This window comes from Alteromonas mediterranea DE (assembly GCF_000020585.3).
GTDB classification, from domain to species: domain Bacteria; phylum Pseudomonadota; class Gammaproteobacteria; order Enterobacterales; family Alteromonadaceae; genus Alteromonas; species Alteromonas mediterranea.
On record NC_011138.3, the window covers coordinates 3,417,430 to 3,434,428 of the forward strand.

A 16,999-nucleotide genomic window follows, 5' to 3' on the forward strand; every position below is an offset into this window, starting at 1 on the left:
GGCGCCAACTTATATTTGTTCTATTTATGGAATGTTCTATATATAGAACAATTTAAAGTCAAGAAGTTTGTTTTTTAATGTGATTGTAGGTTTGAAAACATAAACACGAATATAGCGGTTAACCCGACTGAAAATGTTAATAAGCGACTAAATGCCAGCTTTTTCAATCACAAACATTTACGCACAGAAAACAATTACTTTAGTGTTGATAGAAAATCCATGCGCATCGCTAAGCAAATAACGCGACTCAAGTCATTAACAAACACACTACATTTAAATCGTTGAAATGATTAAGAAATCTTATCAGCTACCGTTACTTAACGTTCATTCACTGCTAGGATCTTAAGTAATAGATAAACAAATAAAGCACAAGCTTGGGGCTTTTGGCCTTTCTGAATAGCCAAAGCAATGGCTTTCAAACATAGAAAACCGGCAAACATACCATTTGCCGGTTTTTGTATTTTAATCTTGTGCCAGTGCGCCGTGCTCAAGCAGCTAGCAGGCGACACAATGGTAAGAAATGAAGGAACAAAGCTAGCTTATGACGAATCAAACTGACGATATCACTTCTACTCAGACAGCTTCTCATCGGGTCTGTTCAGAAGAAAGTTCAGCGACGGGAGAATATTCACTGGCAACTATTACATTCTGGCTAGCTTTCGGTACTTTTGTAATAGGTTGCAGCGAATTTGCTGCTATGGGGTTACTGCCCTACTTCGCGGAAGATTTTGGTATTACTGAAAACGTTGCAGGTCATGCAATTAGTGCCTATGCCATTGGCGTTGTAGTAGGCGCACCGCTTATCACTATCTTCTTTTCTCGCCTTGCTAGGCGCACCATGCTTATTTCAATGATGATATTTTATGCCGGTGGGAATCTGCTAACAGCACTAGCATGGTCAGAATGGACAATGAATATAGCGCGCTTTATTGCTGGCCTTCCTCACGGTGCCTATTTCGGTATTGCCATGCTTTTTGCAGCTGACATTGCGGGTAAAAATAAACGGGCCCAGGCGGTGAGTAACGTCATCATGGGTTTAGCTATTGCTAATATTATTGGGGTGCCGTCAATTAGCGGTATCGGGCAAATGTTTGGCTGGAGAACCGGCTTTTTCATGATTTCTGCCTTTGCACTAGCGACCGCTTTAATGGTCTGGAAAACTGCACCTTACCGCGGTCCAAACCCAGATGCCAAGCCTCTAACTGAACTCAAAGCGCTAAAAAATAAAGACGTACTGCTGGTATTGCTCATGGGCGCTATTGGCTTTGGGGGCATGTTCTCGGTGTACTCCTATTTTAGTGCCTCGTACTTAAACACGACCTCGGCACCCGAATGGGGAATTTCTGCAACCTTGCTTATCTATGGCATTGGCGTGACCCTGGGCAACATTATCGCTGGGCGCTATTCTGAAGGCCGACTGCTAACTTCAGCCATCGTTTTTCAGGTTCTACTTGGTTTATCTGCAGCCGCGTACGCCGCGTCTATGGGCCAGCCATATCTAATGGCAGCCTCATTGTTTTTCATCGGCATCGGGGGCGGTATGGTAGTGCCACTGCAAACCCGTTTAATGGATGTGGCGGGCGAAGCGCAAACCTTAGCAGGAGCCATGAACCATGCCGCTTTCAATACGGCAAACGCCTTGGGCCCTTGGCTGGCGGGTATGACGTTGTCAGCCGGCTATGGTTATGCTTCAACAGGTTGGGTAGGTTTAGCGCTGGCCGGTGGTGGCGTGTTGGTATGGCTAGCCATTGTTATGACTGCACGCAATACCCAAGTACAGACAGTAACCGTATCTGGTTGAGCTACCAGTTAGTGCTGACAACCTCAGTTGTCAGCACTAACTCAATTACTCTCAGAACTATTCCGCGTCCTTTTCACTCTCAGAACTGTTACTAGAAGCCGTTCCCCACACATTGTCAGGAATATCTCTTTTAGGCGCAGGCGCATCATCTATCGCTGCAGCTTGCTTTTTCTCTTGATTTGACCACTTAACACGAATTTTCTTACCGTCGATAACCTTGGCGTTAAGCTTTTCAATCGCTTTATCGGTTTCTTCTTGTGTGCTCATTTCAACGAAACCGAAGCCTTTAGATAGGTTTGTAGCCTCATCCATTACCAGATCGCACGATGCTATGGTGCCAAACTCAAAAAACAGATCCTCAAGATTTTCCTGAGTGAATGATTTAGGTAAATTGCGAACTAATATGCTCAAGGTTATGCCCTACTTGGTGGGTGATTGGTAGTGAACATAGTGTAGCATGCAGCAGTGTGTTTGTTTGCTAATCTTATTGTCTGTGAGTAGATGAGGATTCGTTCTGACAAAGAAGCGGGAAGGCATAGCTGGTATCAAATTGGGCTTCAGATTGAATCTGAACATTTACATCACCACCGCAGAAGTGCGATGGCAATGTTTTAGGAGCATAGTGGTTCGAACTCGCGCTAACTTTGCGTGTTAGCGCCAATTTGATTGATTTATCACTATCCGCTGAAACGCGTTATTCGCTTTCTTGATTGCGAAGATACACCAGTTCCGTCGATGAGCTTTGTTCTTCGCTAAACACATAGCCGTCTACATCGAAGTTTTTCAAGCCTTCTACATCTTCAACACGATTTTCAAGGATGTAACGCGCCATAAGACCCCGCGCTTTCTTTGCAAAGAAGCTGATAATTTTATACTGGCCATTTTTGCAATCTTTGAAGGTTGGCGTAATGATCATGCCGTCTAGAGACTTTTTCTTCACGGCTTTGAAGTACTCGTTAGAGGCAAGGTTAATAAGTACATTATCGCCCTGTGCTTCTAATGCTTTATTCAACACATAGGTAATACGATCATCCCAGAACGCATATAAGTCTTTGCCTTCAGGGTTCGCTAATTTAGTGCCCATTTCCAAGCGATAAGCCTGCATCAAATCAAGGGGGCGTAATAAGCCATAGAGGCCTGACAAAATGCGTAAATGTTTCTGTGCGTACGCAACTGTGTCGCTATCTAGCGAGTATGCGTCCAGCCCGGTATACACGTCGCCGTTAAACGCATACATAGCTTGACGCGCGTTGTCAGGAGTAAATGGCGTAGTAAACTCGGCGAAGCGGTTAGCATTTAAGGTGGCTAACTTGTCGCTGATTTTCATTAACGATGATAAATCGGCAGGCGATAACGTGCGACAGACTTCCATCAGCTTTTCCGTGTCTTCGAGCATGGCAGGCTGAGTAAACTGTTTTACTGGAATGTCGCTTTCAAAATCTAGATTTTTCGCTGGGGATACTACAACTAACATTTCGACTCCTTAAATTCTTATACCAATCCGCATAGATCATTGCCGACTCAGAAGGCGCTGGCAAGTTTCCTAGCAAAGCGTGGGAATGCAGGAATGGCTGTTCCCTTTCAAATTCCCAGAATGAAGCTAGGAAGCTTGCCAGACCTTCCCGAAGGGCGAGTTTAAAATGCCCGTACTCTTTGTTGTGCCACCTTGATGTAGGACCACTATACCTGCGGTGACACGCCGCGATTACGAACATTTTAACTCTCGCTGAGTGGGTAATGATCTATGCGGAATGGTATTACCCCATATTGTACCACCTGATACGCTTGAAAAAGCAAAATGGCATAAGAAAGACGCAAATTGGCTTAACAGAGAAATCCGATTAGCCATTTTGTCATTATCTTATGTATGAATTGTCACACGGGTTTGATATAAATAGCATTACAATTAATTATTCAAACAATAATTCAGATACACCTCTGGTTGTGTGTCTTGAAGATCAAAGCGCTATATTCGCATTTGCCCTTTTCCCCATGGGATACAAAAGAGAGCAGAAAGAAAACGCAAGCGCAAAACCCTACACACGCGCAAGCGAACCGTTTTATTCAACTGGCTTTTCCAGCGAGTTGTCCAAACTTATTATTGATAAAGAACAGAGAGAATTATGAGCAATCAGTTAGCTTCATTACGTGATATCACCACCGTAGTTGCCGACACGGGCGACATCGATGCCATTAAAAAATATCAGCCGGTTGATGCCACTACCAACCCGTCGCTACTTTTGAAAGCGGCTGGTCTTCCTCAATATGCAAGCCTAATTGATGACGCTGTAGCATGGGCAAAGCTGCAGTCTAACGATGCAGAACAGCAACTAACAGACGCGTCTGACAAGCTTGCCGTGGCTATTGGTAAAGAAATTTCTGGCACTATCCCGGGCCGAATTTCTACCGAAGTTGATGCTCGCCTATCGTTTGATACCGCAGCAACCATCGAAAAAGCAGAGCGCTTAGTTCAGCTTTATGAAGACGCTGGCATCGATAAGTCACGTATCTTAATTAAAATTGCATCAACGTGGGAAGGTATTCAAGCGGCAGAAGCACTAGAGAAAAAAGGTATTCAATGCAACCTTACTTTGCTATTTAGCTTTGCCCAAGCTCAAGCGTGTGCCGAAGCGGGCGTATACCTTATTTCGCCTTTCGTAGGCCGTATTTTAGACTGGTACAAGAAAGCAACCGGTACCGAATCTTACGCACCAGATGAAGACCCAGGTGTAGTATCTGTAACGAAAATTTACAACTACTACAAAGAACATGGCTACAAGACGGTAGTGATGGGCGCAAGCTTCCGTAACATTGGCGAAATTCAGGCGCTAGCGGGCTGCGACCGCTTAACGATAAGCCCTGCACTACTTGAAGAATTGGCAAACGAGCCAGGCGACTTGGAAGTGAAACTTAAAGACAACGACGCAACCAAAACACCAGGTGAGCGTTTAACTGAAAGCGAATTCCGCTGGGCAATGAACGAAGATGCGATGGCAACTGAAAAGCTATCTGAAGGCATTCGCAACTTTGCTGCCGACCAAGAAAAACTTGAAGCTACGCTTCGCGAAAAACTAAGCGCATAAGGGCTATTGAAACAATGAGTGTTTTAACTTCTCTTCCTGAATGGAAAAACTTATCTGATATTGCTGCATCAGTGAAAAGTGCGCATATGCGCGACTGGTTTGCACAAGACACAAGCCGCGCGGATAAGATGCAGCTAGAAGCTTGCGGTATTTTTCTAGACTACTCGAAAAACCGCGTAAACGAAGACGCGTTAAAAGGCCTATTTGATCTTGCTCGTGCCTGTAAGTTAGAAACCCTTCGCGACGCGATGTTTTCTGGTGAGCAAATCAACTCAACCGAAGGTCGCGCAGTGCTTCACACCGCGCTTCGTAACTTCTCTGACCGCAAAGTGTTGGTAGACGGCGAAGACGTAATGCCTGAAGTACATGCAACGCTTGAAAAAATTGAAGCGTTTACCGCGTCTATTCACAGCGGCGAGCATAAAGGGTACACCGGCAAGCCTATTAAGCACATTGTGGCAATTGGTATTGGAGGCTCGTTCCTTGGGCCTAAAATAATGACCGAGGCGTTAAAACCCCATACGGTTGACGCAGTGAAAGTACACTTCGTTGCCAACGTTGACGGCTGTCATATTCACGACGTGCTATCTAGCATTGATTTTGAAGAGACCTTGGTGGTGATGTCATCGAAGTCTTTCTCTACTCAAGAGACGCTTCAAAATACACTTACAGCTAAAGACTGGTTCTTAAAGTCTGGCGGTACTCAGGAAGATATCGCAAAACACTTTGTAGCAGTGTCTTCAAACGTTAAAGCAGCTACCGACTTCGGTATTAGCGCAGACAACATCTTCCCAATGTGGGACTGGGTAGGCGGGCGCTATTCACTCTGGTCTGCTATTGGCCTGCCTATTTCATTAGCATTGGGTTTTGAAAACTTTAAGGGCTTACTTGAAGGCGCGTTTGAAATGGATAACCATTTCACTACCGCGCCTTTAGAAGAAAACATGCCCGTATTGCTTGGCCTATTAGGTATTTGGTACAGAAACTTTTTCGATGCACAGTCTCATGTATTACTGCCTTATTACCATTACCTGCGCGGTCTACCTGCCTACGTACAGCAGTTAGATATGGAAAGTAACGGTAAAGAAGTGACTCAAGAAGGGGAAAGCGTAGACTACCCTACTGGCCCAATTATTTGGGGTAGTGAAGGGACTAACGGTCAGCATAGCTTCCACCAGCTTATTCACCAAGGTTCAGGCGTTATTCCAGCTGATTTCATGCTGCCGCTTAACGTACCAAACCAAGATGATACGCACCACGCCATGCTCGCGTCTAACTGCTTCGGACAAACTCAGGCACTGATGCAGGGTAAATCCTTTGAAGAGTGTTATGCGGACTTAGATGGCAAGGGCCTAGACGACGCAGAACGTAAGCGTTTAGCGGCTCACAAAACCATGCCGGGTAACAAGCCAAGCAACACCTTCTTGTTTGATTCACTCACGCCTCAAACACTTGGCGCGTTGGTTGCAATGTATGAGCATAAGGTATTCGTTCAGGGTGTTATCTGGAACCTTAACTCATTCGACCAATGGGGCGTAGAGTTAGGTAAAGTATTAGGAAACCAAGTACTTGCTGGCATTCAAGGCGAAGCAGACAAAGACAATTTCGATGCTTCAACACAACAATTGATTGCCAAATTCAGAGCAGCGAATGCACCAAAATAAGGAATGAGAGGTGATGTAAAATCACCCACTTGGTGCAAATAACAAACTGAACGGCCAGCTTTTTCGGAAGCTGGCCGTTTTTTGTTGCGGTATTCATCGGCTATACGACAGACACTTTTTGACATCCGTAACACTGTGTATTTGGTCACTAATAAAACAAATAGGATCATATACATACAGCATTTGTTTACGCTTTAAACACACTGGACATTTTCTTACCGTTGTCATCATATCGTCACAATTTGTTAATAAAAGGTAAATTAAACTATTTTATTTTAGTGACGGCTGTGATACAAAATCGTACAGAGGGAATTAAAAACATAAAACTCTGTATTAGTTGTAGTGGTATAAAAAGGAGATCCCAGTGGATAAATCAGATCTATTTGCCATGTTAGACATCGAAGCAAGCCCAGCAAAAACCAAAAGTAAAAAACGTAAGTGGAGAGAAATCGAAGCGCTACAAGATCGCTACAAATTAGAAAAAGAACTGGCTGAACTCGATTGTGGTTTCGAGTACGAGCTAGAAACACTGGAAAGATAAACTGAAGGCCGCCTGATAAAACAGACGGCCTTTTTACTTTCTGGCTTTGGAAAGCGTGCTGCAGTCATGTGTGCTAGGCATAGCTGTGCTTTGAATAGTGCTACCTATCACTCATGTAAGTACGCATGCAGGTACTTATATAAGCTCATATTTAGCGCTGCATGCTATACCGCAATGTGTAGATGTTCTGCTACCCAAGGTGTTGGTTGCGTTGCTACATATTCTTCTAAATAGAGCACGATGCTAACTAGATTTACACCTGCCAGTTGATTGGGGTTTTGCCTTTCTCAACAAGGTATTCGTTGGTTTGGCTAAAATGCTTACACCCTAGAAAGCCTCTATGGGCTGAAAGCGGCGAAGGGTGCGGTGCGTGTAACACTTTGTGTTTTTCGCGGTCTATATGCTTACCCTTCTTTTGCGCATGACTGCCCCACAAAAGAAATACCACGTTCTCGCAGTTCGCATTTACCACATCGATAACTTTGTCGGTGAAGGTTTCCCACCCCCACTTCGCATGGCTGTGTGCCTTGCCCTGCTCTACGGTAAGTACGGTATTAAGTAACAACACACCTTGCTCTGCCCATGGCGTCAGCGTACCGTGATTAGGCTCGACAAAGCCGTCGATATCGGTCAATAGTTCCTTGTACATGTTTTTAAGCGACGGCGGCGTTTTCACACCTGCTTGAACAGAAAAACAAAGGCCGTGGGCTTGATTAGGGCCGTGATAAGGATCTTGCCCTAGTATCACCACATTAACTTTATCGAGCGGCGTGTATTTTAGCGCATTGAATACATCAGGCTGAGGCGGGTAAATAACACTACCCGCTTCACGCGCTTGCTTTACGCGCTCAAGTAACTCAACAAAGTACTCTTTTTGTTTCTCGTTACCTAGCGCGCTTTGCCATGTTAGTGATGTCATTACTTAAGCAAGTTCATCATGTGCTGCTTAAGCGCATCATAGGACGCAGGTAAGTCTACCGCTAGGCTGTCTTCGCCCGCTACGTCTGCTAACGGCTTTGGCAAGCTTATTGGGTTACCCAATACGTTTTCTACCGTTTCTCTGAACTTAGCTGGGTGAGCAGTACCTAAAAACAGGCCAATTTCACCGTCTTGCAGGTCGTGGCTTACCGCGCGATAGGCAATAGCAGCGTGTGGCTCACTGGTGTAGCCTTGCTGCGCTAGCTGGCGCATGGCAAGCTGAGTATATTCTTCATCAACCATTTCACCCTTAAGGCACGCTTTGTCGATGTAACCACGCTCAATTAACGCTTCAATACGCGGCCAGTTGTTCGGCTGGCTAACATCCATTGCGTTCGACATAGTGGCAACCGTCGCTTTCGGGTCCCACTCCCCCGTTTTTAAGTAACGAGGCACGGTATCGTTTAAGTTAGTTGCGGCAATGAAGCGTTTAATCGGTAGGCCTAACGATTTAGCGATCATGCCTGCCGTAAGATTACCGAAGTTACCGCTAGGTACCGAAATAACAAGCTGGTCGCGCTTCTCTTTGGGCAGTTGGCTAACCGCTTCAAAGTAGTAACATACCTGTGCCAGTAAACGACTTATATTAATGGAGTTCGCAGAGTTGAGGTGAAGACCTTCACGCACATCTGGGTCGTCAAACGCAGTTTTCACAAGGGACTGGCATGCATCAAAATCTGATTCGATTGCTACAGTGTGAATATTACCGCCCAACGTAGTGAAAAGCTTTTCTTGCAACGCGCTGATCTTGCCCTTAGGGAACAAGATAACCACGTTGATATTGTCGATACCGTGGAACGCATGAGCAACAGCTGCACCTGTATCGCCTGACGTGGCGGTTAGGATAGTCACAGGCTTACCTTCGCTTATACGCGAGAGCGTTTGTGCCATAAAACGGCCACCAAAGTCTTTAAACGCAAGGGTTGGGCCGTGGAAAAGCTCTAGGCTATAAACGTTATCGTTAACCTGTTCAACCGGCGCACCAAATGCGAAAGCTGTTTTGACAATTTCTTCAAGCTCGCCGTTATTAAGCTCGTCTCCAATAAGCGCACGAAGCACATCAATGCTGCGCTCTACAAATGGCTTTTCCAGCAATTCGTCAATATTGTCTAAGGTAGGAATATGCTCTGGAAAATAAAGCCCTTGGTTCTTACCTAAACCACGCTTTACCGCTTCAGCAAAGCTCGCTGTGTCCGATGAATCTTTTAAATTTACCAATTCCACTTGCTGTTACCTTTTTTATTGGGCGAATTCTCCGCCCTTTCAAACTTTTAATTTGTTTCTTTGCTTACTCGCATGGCCTGCATTATTCGCGTTGGCTTGCGAGCGTTGCGCTGCCCAGTTTTCTATGTAGTGAAATTAGGCAGATTTAGTTATTGCGTCAATTATTCAGAAATTAGCGTGCCCTGGCTAGGGATTTGGCACACATGACTAAAACCGTCTTCGTTCTGAATGTAGTTCTCAGTTAAATAGGCTGCGACCTTTTCTGCCTGCGCTTTCGATGAGCAAACCGCAAACACCGTTGGGCCTGAGCCGGAAATACCGAACGCCAGCGCGCCGGTTTCTTCGCTAAACGCGCGGGCTTCATCGAAGCCTGGCAGTAGCGACTTTCTGTAGGGCTCGGCGATAACATCTTTCATGACCGACGCAGCTAAGTCAAAGTTGCCTGCATGTAACGCGTGTACAAATACGCCAAGCTGGCGGCCAAACGTAAGTGCTGTTGCCATGTCTACTTGCTTAGGCAATATATCTCGTGCAGCCGCTGTCGACACGCTAATGCCCGAATAACAAATGGCGTAGTACCAGTCGTCGTTCAGAGGTAATGACAGTGTGACAGGCGCCTCGCTCCCCGTCATTAGCGTCATGCCGCCCAAATAACACGGTGCTACGTTGTCATAGTGAACGCTACCGCTAATTTGCCCTTCTAATTCGCCCATCATGATAAGTAACGTATCTTGGTCAAACGGCGTATCGAAGTAAGCATTTAGCGCTGCGAACGCCGCCACTATTGAACTGGCGCTTGATCCTAGGCCACTGCCGATAGGCAAGTTCTTGTGAAGTGTCAGAGCAACCGGCGATGTTGGCTTACCTGCTTTTTCCATTTGCTCACAAAAATAGTGATAGCACTTAGTGACAATATTGCTATCTGTATCACCTGGAAGCTTATGGGCAAAGCGCCCTACTGTTTCTAACGAAAATGATTCAGCGGATGTTATTTCAACCTCGTCACCTAGCTTAGTGCCGTCAACAGGCGCAAGGGCCGCGCCAAGTACGTCAAAGCCTAAGCTTACATTTCCTATTGATGCCGGCGCGAAGGCCTTTAATGCTTTCATATTATTTCTCTTACTTCGCTGGCGACTAAGCATCTGCCACATGCTTTGCTTAGCTCGCCTAATCGAATGACTTACTTAAACCGCTTATTATTTACGTTTCGCTTTTACAAGGCTTCAGTTAGCCTTTAGTGCGCCATTTGCTTCCACGGCATGGTACGCAAAATATCTGCAAACACACCCGCTGCGGTCACCGTACCACCAGCGCCGTAGCCTCTTATCACATAAGGAATTGGGCTATAGTAGTCACTGTTGATAGCCAGCGCGTTTTCACCGTCTTTTACTTGTGAAAGCGGGTTGCTTGCCGGCACAGCCTGAATGCTTACTTTGCACTTACCGTCTTCAATGCTGCCGATATAGCGAAGTACTTTGCCTTCTGCTTTGGCTGCTTCCACTTTTTCATTTATCGCAGCATCTAATTCAGGTAGCTGCTGCATAAATTCGTCAATGGAACAATCTTCAGCAAAACCTGCTGGCAATACTGACTCAATCTCTATATCGGAAAGCTCAAGTTCTAGGTCGGCTTCGCGGGCCATAATAAGCAGCTTACGCGCTACGTCCATACCGCTTAAATCATCGCGAGGATCTGGCTCGGTAAAGCCATTGTCTTTTGCTGTTTGCGTCGCTTGCGACAGGCTCATGCCCTCGTCAAGCTTGCCGAACACGTAAGACAAGCTGCCTGATAAAATACCTTCAAAGCGATGCAGAACGTCACCGGCGCTAAACAGCTTTTGCAGGTTATCAATAACCGGAAGGCCTGCGCCCACTGTCGTCTCATAAAGGTATTGACGGTTAGTAGAAAGTGCCGTTTTGCGCAGCTTACGGTAATAAGCCATGGCGCTGGTATTCGCCTTTTTGTTCGGCGTCACTACGTGGAAACCACTTTCCATCATATCAACGTACTGATTGGCAATAGCTTCATGGCTGGTGCAGTCAACAATAACTGGGTTCACTAAGCTGTTGTCATTAGCAAACTGGTGTAAGCGCTCAACGCTCAACCCTTCGCTCGCTGAATCAAGTGCTGCGCTCCAGTCACCGCTTAAATCTATACCTTGGCTGTTTAACAGTAGCTTACGGCTATTGGCAATACCGTAAACACGCAGCTGAATATTGCGCTTTAACAGTGCCGGCTGCTGCTTTTCAATCTGCCCTAGCAGCTCAGTCCCCACGTTGCCACACCCTACTAGGAATACGTCTATGGTATGACGGTCAGAGAAAAAATTCTGATGAATGACTTTTACCGCTTTTTTCGCACGCTTGCTTTCAATAACCGTAGAGATTGAGCGCTCAGAAGAGCCCTGCGCGATGGCTACGTTGTTAACTCTCGCTTGCGCAAGCGAGTTAAAGAAACGGGCCGCCAAGCCTTTGGTTTGACGCATACCGTCACCCACTAAGGTAACAATGGCAAGATCATGACGCACTTCGATTGGATCAAGCAGCTGATTTTGTAACTCTAGTGCAAACGCATCTTCAAGTAAGGTTAACGCACGCTGGGCGTCCTTGCTTTGAATACAGAAACTGATTGAGTACTCAGAGGAAGACTGAGTAATTAAACTGATAGAGATATTCGCATTCGACATGACTTCAAACACGCGACTTGCCATGCCTACCATGCCTTTAAGACCAGGGCCTGCAACGTTAAACATAGTAACGTTATCAAGCTGTGAAATACCTTTAACCGACGTCCATACTTCACTTTTTTCGTTGCTGATAAGCGTACCCGGCGCCGCTGGATTAAGCGTATTGCGGATTAAACACGGGATGTGATGTTGAGCGATAGGGCCAATGGTTTTCGGGTGAAGTACTTTAGCGCCAAAATAAGACAGTTCCATGGCTTCTTGATAAGTCAATTTATCAAGCAGTACCGCACCTTCTACTTGGTTCGGGTCAGCATTGTAAACACCATCTACGTCTGTCCAAATCTCGCAACAGCTTGCGTCGATACACGCCGCTAAAATTGCTGCGGAATAATCTGAACCGTTGCGTCCCAGCGTTACTTTTTCGCCCGCTTCATTAGCGGCGACGAAACCCGGCATTATTAAGAACTCACTGCCATCGTTTGGTACGTCTGAAAAACGCGCCTTACTTAGCGACACATCGGCAATGCTGTCTAGGTATTCGCCATCGGCAAGCACATATTTTACCGGGTCGATAACGCGGTTAGCGATGCCCTTCGCTGAAAGCATGGCGCTGAAAAGCGTAACCGAAATATATTCACCAATGCTTAGGATACCCGCTGAAACATTATCTGGCGCTACGCCAAGCAACTTTATGCCTTCAAGGTGCTGCTTTAATACACTGAGGTGACTGTTGATGAAATCTACCACGCTTGCGTGGGCAAAGCCGTCGAGTTCTTCGTTAAGGTTGTTGGCAATGCCGGTAACCGTGTCGTTCAGTTTAGTGAATAACGGTTGGAAATCTTCACCCGCGGCTGCTTGTTCACACAATAGTGAAAGCGCGTTCGTTACCCCCTTAGGGGCAGAGAGTACAACCGCAGCACCGTCGGTTTGGTGGGTTGCCGTGCTAATTTCCATAACGCGCATGTATCGCGGTGCATCGGCTAGAGAAGAACCCCCAAACTTTAAGACTTTCATATGCTGCTCCTTAAGGTTACGCATGCTAAAACGTGTGTAAAAAAAAGCCCGCTCTGTGTTAGGCGGGCTTTCGTTGTCTTTTGCTTACTTGCACTAGCCAGCGACCGCCCTTTTTAAGGTGGTAATCGACATCATGGTGGTGCGAGTAAGTAGAATCATTTTCATACAAGCAATTTGCCGTATAGACGTCTATAAGTCAACCGCAGTTTTCACCACACTGTATTGCAAAAAGTGAAACACTCTTTCAAAAACATTTCTTTTTAAGGTACAAACCCGTTTTACCTCACTACGGCGTTTAAGTGTGATACTGCATATTGGCTTCTCCAAGCCCTATTGCACAGTGGTTGCTGCTATGACAAAGATACGGCATGCGAAATGAGTAAACAAATGAGCGACCGGCGGCCTTTGCCGATTAATTTATTTTGCAAGCTTGCTTTAAAAAGGGCGCAGTTGCGCTTTTCTTATTTTTCGCAACGTCTTTTGGTGTGCCCCACGCCACGATTTGTCCACCGTCTTCGCCAGCTCCCGGCCCCATATCAATCACGTGGTCACTAGCGGCGGCCACTTGCATATTATGCTCAACCATCACCACGGTATTACCGCTATCCACAAGCGTACTTAAGTGCTCCAAAAGCAGTGCAGTATCTGAAAGGTGCAAACCTGTGGTTGGTTCGTCCAGCACATAAAGGGTGTTATTGTTTTGCGCACGCTTAAGTTCAGAGGCCAACTTAATACGCTGGGCCTCCCCTCCCGATAGCTCGGTGGCACTTTGCCCCAGTGTAAGATAACCAAGGCCAACGTTAATTAGTGTTTTAAGCCCTCGCAAAACTGCGCTGTTATCCTCAAAGACATCCTGCGCCTCGTTGACTGTAAGAGATAAAATATCGGCAATAGAGTGTTTTTTATAGTGAACATCTAAAACCTCATCCTTAAACCGTGAACCATTACAGACCGAACAAGGTGAATACACACTGGGCATAAATAGTAATTCTACCGACACTACACCTAGTCCTTCACAGTTGGGACATCGGCCTTTGGTCACGTTAAAAGAAAAATGACCGGCATCATACTCACGGCTTTTCGCGTCGTCAGTGGTAGCAAATAAGCGTCTGATTTGGTCGAACATGCCCGTGTAGGTTGCGAGCGTCGAGCGTGGTGTTCTGCCTATAGGAGACTGATCTACAACCACTAAGCGACTTATATTATCTGACCCGCTGGCGATAAAGCCCTCTTGGGTAACCTTATCTTCGGATGAAAGTAACGCGACCTCATTAACTTCACCGTCAGTTTTATCTTTAACGCTACCCAATCCCTCTTTTACTAGCTCCACCAATGCTTGGCTAATAAGACTCGACTTTCCAGAGCCTGAAACGCCAGTAACCGTCGTCATAACACCAAGGGGAATATCAATATCAATGTTGTTTACATTGTTTCTGCTCACGTTTTTAAGACTTAGCGTCAATGATGAGTTACATTTTTCTCTTGATACGAGGGGTTTGTCATTGAAAACAAATTCTGCGGTTGGCGAAGTCTCTACCTTCGCGAGTTCATCAACTGGCCCACTGAATATCAGCTCACCACCCTCTTTACCGGCACTAGGGCCAATATCTACTACCCACTTAGCCCCTTTAATCACATAGGGGTTATGCTCAACAACCAACAGAGAATTACCCGCTTTAGTAATATCATGAAGCGCATTAACTAAGGACTCGACATCGCGAGGGTGCAACCCAGCCGAAGGTTCATCCATAACATAAACCACGCCAAATAAATTGGATTTTAGCTGAGTAGCGAGGCGCAGTCGCTGTAACTCGCCAACCGAAATAGTAGTAGTGCTTCTATCTAATGAAAGGTAATGCAGACCTAGCGCGATAATAGGTTTAATTCTATCGATGACATCGTCCGCTATGTTTCTTATGACTTGTGCCCTTTCTGAGGTATTACCTGCTACTGAACCCCGCAGCTTATTCATTTTTTCATTAACCTCGCGCAGCGGTAGCCTTGAAAAGTCAATAATATCGACACCCTCTACCGTAACGTTAAGGGCTTTTTTCTTAAGCTTTTTACCATGACAACGGGGGCACGGTGTAACGGAGAGGAAACGAGAAATACGCTGCTTAATTTTTTCTTTTTGTGAGGTTTTAAAGGTATCTAAAACGTGACGCCTGGCACTTATAAACTTCCCCTTATAGCTAGCAGGTTCGCCCTCTGCTAGCGCTTTGCGCGTTTGTTCTAGGTTGTAATTTCGATAGACAGGCATCTGTGGCGCCTCGTCTGTATATAAGATCCAATCGCGCGTCGCTTTCGGCAATTCACGCCACGGCACATCCACGTCAATATCAAGAGACAGCAGCACCCGGACAAGATTTTTACCTTGCCACGCACCGGGCCAAGCCGCCACAGCCCCTTCTCGAATGGTTAGAGTATCGTCAGGCACTAAAAGCTGAGCTTGAGTATCAAACACTTTACCGATACCGTCGCACCGCTCGCATGCGCCTTCAGGTGTGTTGGGTGAAAAGCCGTCTGCATAAATAATAGCTTGGCCTTCTGGGTAATCCCCTGCTCGGGAATAAAGCATACGCAGGCTGTTAGAAAGGGTAGTTATACTGCCTATAGATGAACGCACTGACGGCGCTTGGCGACGCTGATGTAAGCCAACGGCTGGCGGTAATCCCTCCAAGGCATCAACTTCTGGCTTTTCGACTTGTTCTATTAGACGCCGGGCGTAGGGCGATATGGAATCTAAATAACGATGCTGCGCCTCGGCGTACAGCGTACCAAACGCCAACGAGGACTTGCCTGAGCCAGATACGCCGGTAAAAACGACAACGCAATCTCGAGGTATATCAACGTTGATATTCTTTAAGTTATGTACGCGAGCACCGCGTATCTGAATTCGCCCTTCATCCTTATGCACCTATTCACCTATATCGTTATTTGCACTGAAACTGCGGCCCTTTTTAACAATGTAAAGACCGACAGACGTTATAGTGTGTAGAGATTTTGGCTTTTTTTCGATCAGTAAATCAGGCAGCTTGCTAACTATCTGAGACGATATGTTGAGCCAAAAAATCCACTAATAATCTAATTTTAGGCGCGACATTACGGTTTGAAGGGAACACCGCCCATATCGCTTCTTGCTTATCTTTGTATTGGGGAAATACTTCAATTAACTTACCCGAAGCCAACGCCTCTCGCACATAAAAGCCAGGCAGCTGGGCGAGCCCTAAACCTGCAATAGCTGCACTGCACAGCGCATTTCCACTGTTGTATCTAACGCGCCCCTGTACCGGTATCGCACGTATGGTTTTATCAACTAGAAAACGCCAATAGGGCTGCGACCCCACCAATAGTGTGTGTTTTTTTAAGTCTTCTAAGGTCTTTGGACGACCATTTTCCTTAAAGTATTGCTCGCTTGCGCACACGTATAAATGACGTGTGGAAAGCTTTTTAGCCACCAGCGTCGAGTCTTCCAACTTTCCAATGCGAATGGCTAAATCGAGGCCCATATCCACGATATCGAGCTTTTCATTCGAGAAAATGCACTGCACGCTAATACCTGAATACTTCTGCATAAATGCATTGAGTAGCGGTGCTATAAATGCTTCGCCAAATGCTACAGGCGCTGTGAGTTTAATTAAACCCTGCGGTGAGTTTTGCAAAGCGCTAACTGATAGCTGGGCATCTTCGAGCGCTTTTAATGCTGGCAGTGCTTGTTCACAATATAAAGTACCGGCTTCGGTGAGTGAAACGCTTCGCGTAGTACGATGCAGTAATTTTACGCCAAGCTGCTTTTCTAAAGACGCCACTTTTCGGCTTATTTGTGCCACCGACGTATCCAGCTTATTGGCAGCACCGGTAAAATTACCTACCTCGGCAACGGCGCAAAACTCCGCTATGCCCTCTAAATATTTCATCAATGCTACCCGTAAATTCGTCAGCCATTAACACGCACGTCGCGCTCCACTCCCCTAATATTATTCATTCGTCGAAATTATTACAAATATG

The 16,999-nt window shown here is 46.0% G+C and carries 12 protein-coding genes; 4 read left to right on the forward strand and 8 right to left on the reverse strand.

Annotated elements, in window-relative coordinates; genetic code table 11:
- The first annotated feature begins 541 nt into the window (after window positions 1-541).
- Window positions 542-1,801 carry an MFS transporter gene (locus MADE_RS15165; RefSeq protein WP_012519509.1) on the forward strand — a complete coding sequence of 420 codons (1,260 nt, stop codon included), beginning with the start codon at window positions 542-544 and terminating at the stop codon, window positions 1,799-1,801.
- 57 nt (window positions 1,802-1,858) lie between these two features.
- On the opposite strand, the gene MADE_RS15170 is transcribed toward MADE_RS15165, so the two are convergent.
- Window positions 1,859-2,212, reverse strand: a complete 354-nt coding sequence (locus MADE_RS15170) for an RNA recognition motif domain-containing protein (RefSeq protein WP_012519510.1) — start codon at window positions 2,210-2,212, stop codon at window positions 1,859-1,861.
- 283 nt (window positions 2,213-2,495) lie between these two features.
- Entirely contained in the window at window positions 2,496-3,275 is a 780-nt protein-coding gene (gene yaaA / locus MADE_RS15175) for a peroxide stress protein YaaA (RefSeq protein WP_012519511.1), read from the reverse strand.
- 649 nt (window positions 3,276-3,924) lie between these two features.
- Between yaaA and tal the strand changes: the two genes are divergently transcribed.
- The 3 genes from tal to MADE_RS20350 all read left to right on the forward strand — a co-directional run bounded on the left by tal (window position 3,925) and on the right by MADE_RS20350 (window position 7,089).
- Window positions 3,925-4,884 carry a transaldolase gene (gene tal, locus MADE_RS15185; RefSeq protein ID WP_012519514.1) on the forward strand — a complete coding sequence of 320 codons (960 nt, stop codon included), beginning with the start codon at window positions 3,925-3,927 and terminating at the stop codon, window positions 4,882-4,884.
- Window positions 4,885-4,898: 14 nt separating this feature from the next.
- Entirely contained in the window at window positions 4,899-6,548 is a 1,650-nt protein-coding gene (gene pgi, locus MADE_RS15190) for a glucose-6-phosphate isomerase (protein WP_012519515.1), read from the forward strand.
- A 364-nt stretch (window positions 6,549-6,912) separates the two neighbouring features.
- The gene (locus tag MADE_RS20350; protein ID WP_012519516.1) at window positions 6,913-7,089 is read left to right on the forward strand and encodes a DUF3545 family protein; all 177 of its coding nucleotides are present in this window, start codon (window positions 6,913-6,915) and stop codon (window positions 7,087-7,089) included.
- 253 nt (window positions 7,090-7,342) lie between these two features.
- Here the strand turns inward: MADE_RS20350 and ung are convergent, their stop codons facing one another.
- The 6 genes from ung to MADE_RS15220 all read right to left on the reverse strand — a co-directional run bounded on the left by ung (window position 7,343) and on the right by MADE_RS15220 (window position 16,908).
- On the reverse strand, window positions 7,343-8,008 hold the full coding sequence (ung, locus tag MADE_RS15195; protein ID WP_012519517.1) for a uracil-DNA glycosylase: 666 nt from the start codon (window positions 8,006-8,008) through the stop codon (window positions 7,343-7,345).
- Window positions 8,008-9,291, reverse strand: coding sequence for a threonine synthase (gene thrC, locus MADE_RS15200; RefSeq protein ID WP_012519518.1), 1,284 nt, complete (start codon window positions 9,289-9,291; stop codon window positions 8,008-8,010). The genes ung and thrC overlap by 1 nt, the downstream gene beginning before the upstream one ends.
- 161 nt (window positions 9,292-9,452) lie before the next feature.
- Window positions 9,453-10,400: a homoserine kinase gene (thrB, locus tag MADE_RS15205; protein ID WP_012519519.1), complete on the reverse strand. Its 948-nt coding sequence runs from the start codon at window positions 10,398-10,400 to the stop codon at window positions 9,453-9,455.
- Window positions 10,401-10,525: 125 nt separating this feature from the next.
- Window positions 10,526-12,991 (reverse strand): bifunctional aspartate kinase/homoserine dehydrogenase I, encoded by a 2,466-nt coding sequence (gene thrA, locus MADE_RS15210; protein WP_012519520.1) that lies wholly within the window; start codon window positions 12,989-12,991, stop codon window positions 10,526-10,528.
- A 412-nt stretch (window positions 12,992-13,403) separates the two neighbouring features.
- A complete protein-coding gene (locus tag MADE_RS15215; protein ID WP_012519521.1) occupies window positions 13,404-15,908 on the reverse strand; it encodes an excinuclease ABC subunit UvrA in 2,505 nt (834 codons plus the stop codon).
- A gap of 121 nt (window positions 15,909-16,029) precedes the next feature.
- Window positions 16,030-16,908, reverse strand: coding sequence for a LysR substrate-binding domain-containing protein (locus MADE_RS15220; protein ID WP_012519522.1), 879 nt, complete (start codon window positions 16,906-16,908; stop codon window positions 16,030-16,032).
- Between the last annotated feature and the right edge of the window lie 91 nt (window positions 16,909-16,999).

Bases quoted from the DNA above. Each gene is read 5' to 3' on its own strand.
- MADE_RS15220 (WP_012519522.1), bottom strand. From the start codon at position 16,908: ATGAAATATTTAGAGGGCATAGCGGAGTTTTGCGCCGTTGCCGAGGTA.
- yaaA (WP_012519511.1), bottom strand. From the start codon at position 3,275: ATGTTAGTTGTAGTATCCCCAGCGAAAAATCTAGATTTTGAAAGCGAC.
- pgi (WP_012519515.1), top strand. From the start codon at position 4,899: ATGAGTGTTTTAACTTCTCTTCCTGAATGGAAAAACTTATCTGATATT.
- thrB (WP_012519519.1), bottom strand. From the start codon at position 10,400: ATGAAAGCATTAAAGGCCTTCGCGCCGGCATCAATAGGAAATGTAAGC.
- tal (WP_012519514.1), top strand. From the start codon at position 3,925: ATGAGCAATCAGTTAGCTTCATTACGTGATATCACCACCGTAGTTGCC.
- MADE_RS15165 (WP_012519509.1), top strand. From the start codon at position 542: ATGACGAATCAAACTGACGATATCACTTCTACTCAGACAGCTTCTCAT.
- thrA (WP_012519520.1), bottom strand. From the start codon at position 12,991: ATGAAAGTCTTAAAGTTTGGGGGTTCTTCTCTAGCCGATGCACCGCGA.
- ung (WP_012519517.1), bottom strand. From the start codon at position 8,008: ATGACATCACTAACATGGCAAAGCGCGCTAGGTAACGAGAAACAAAAA.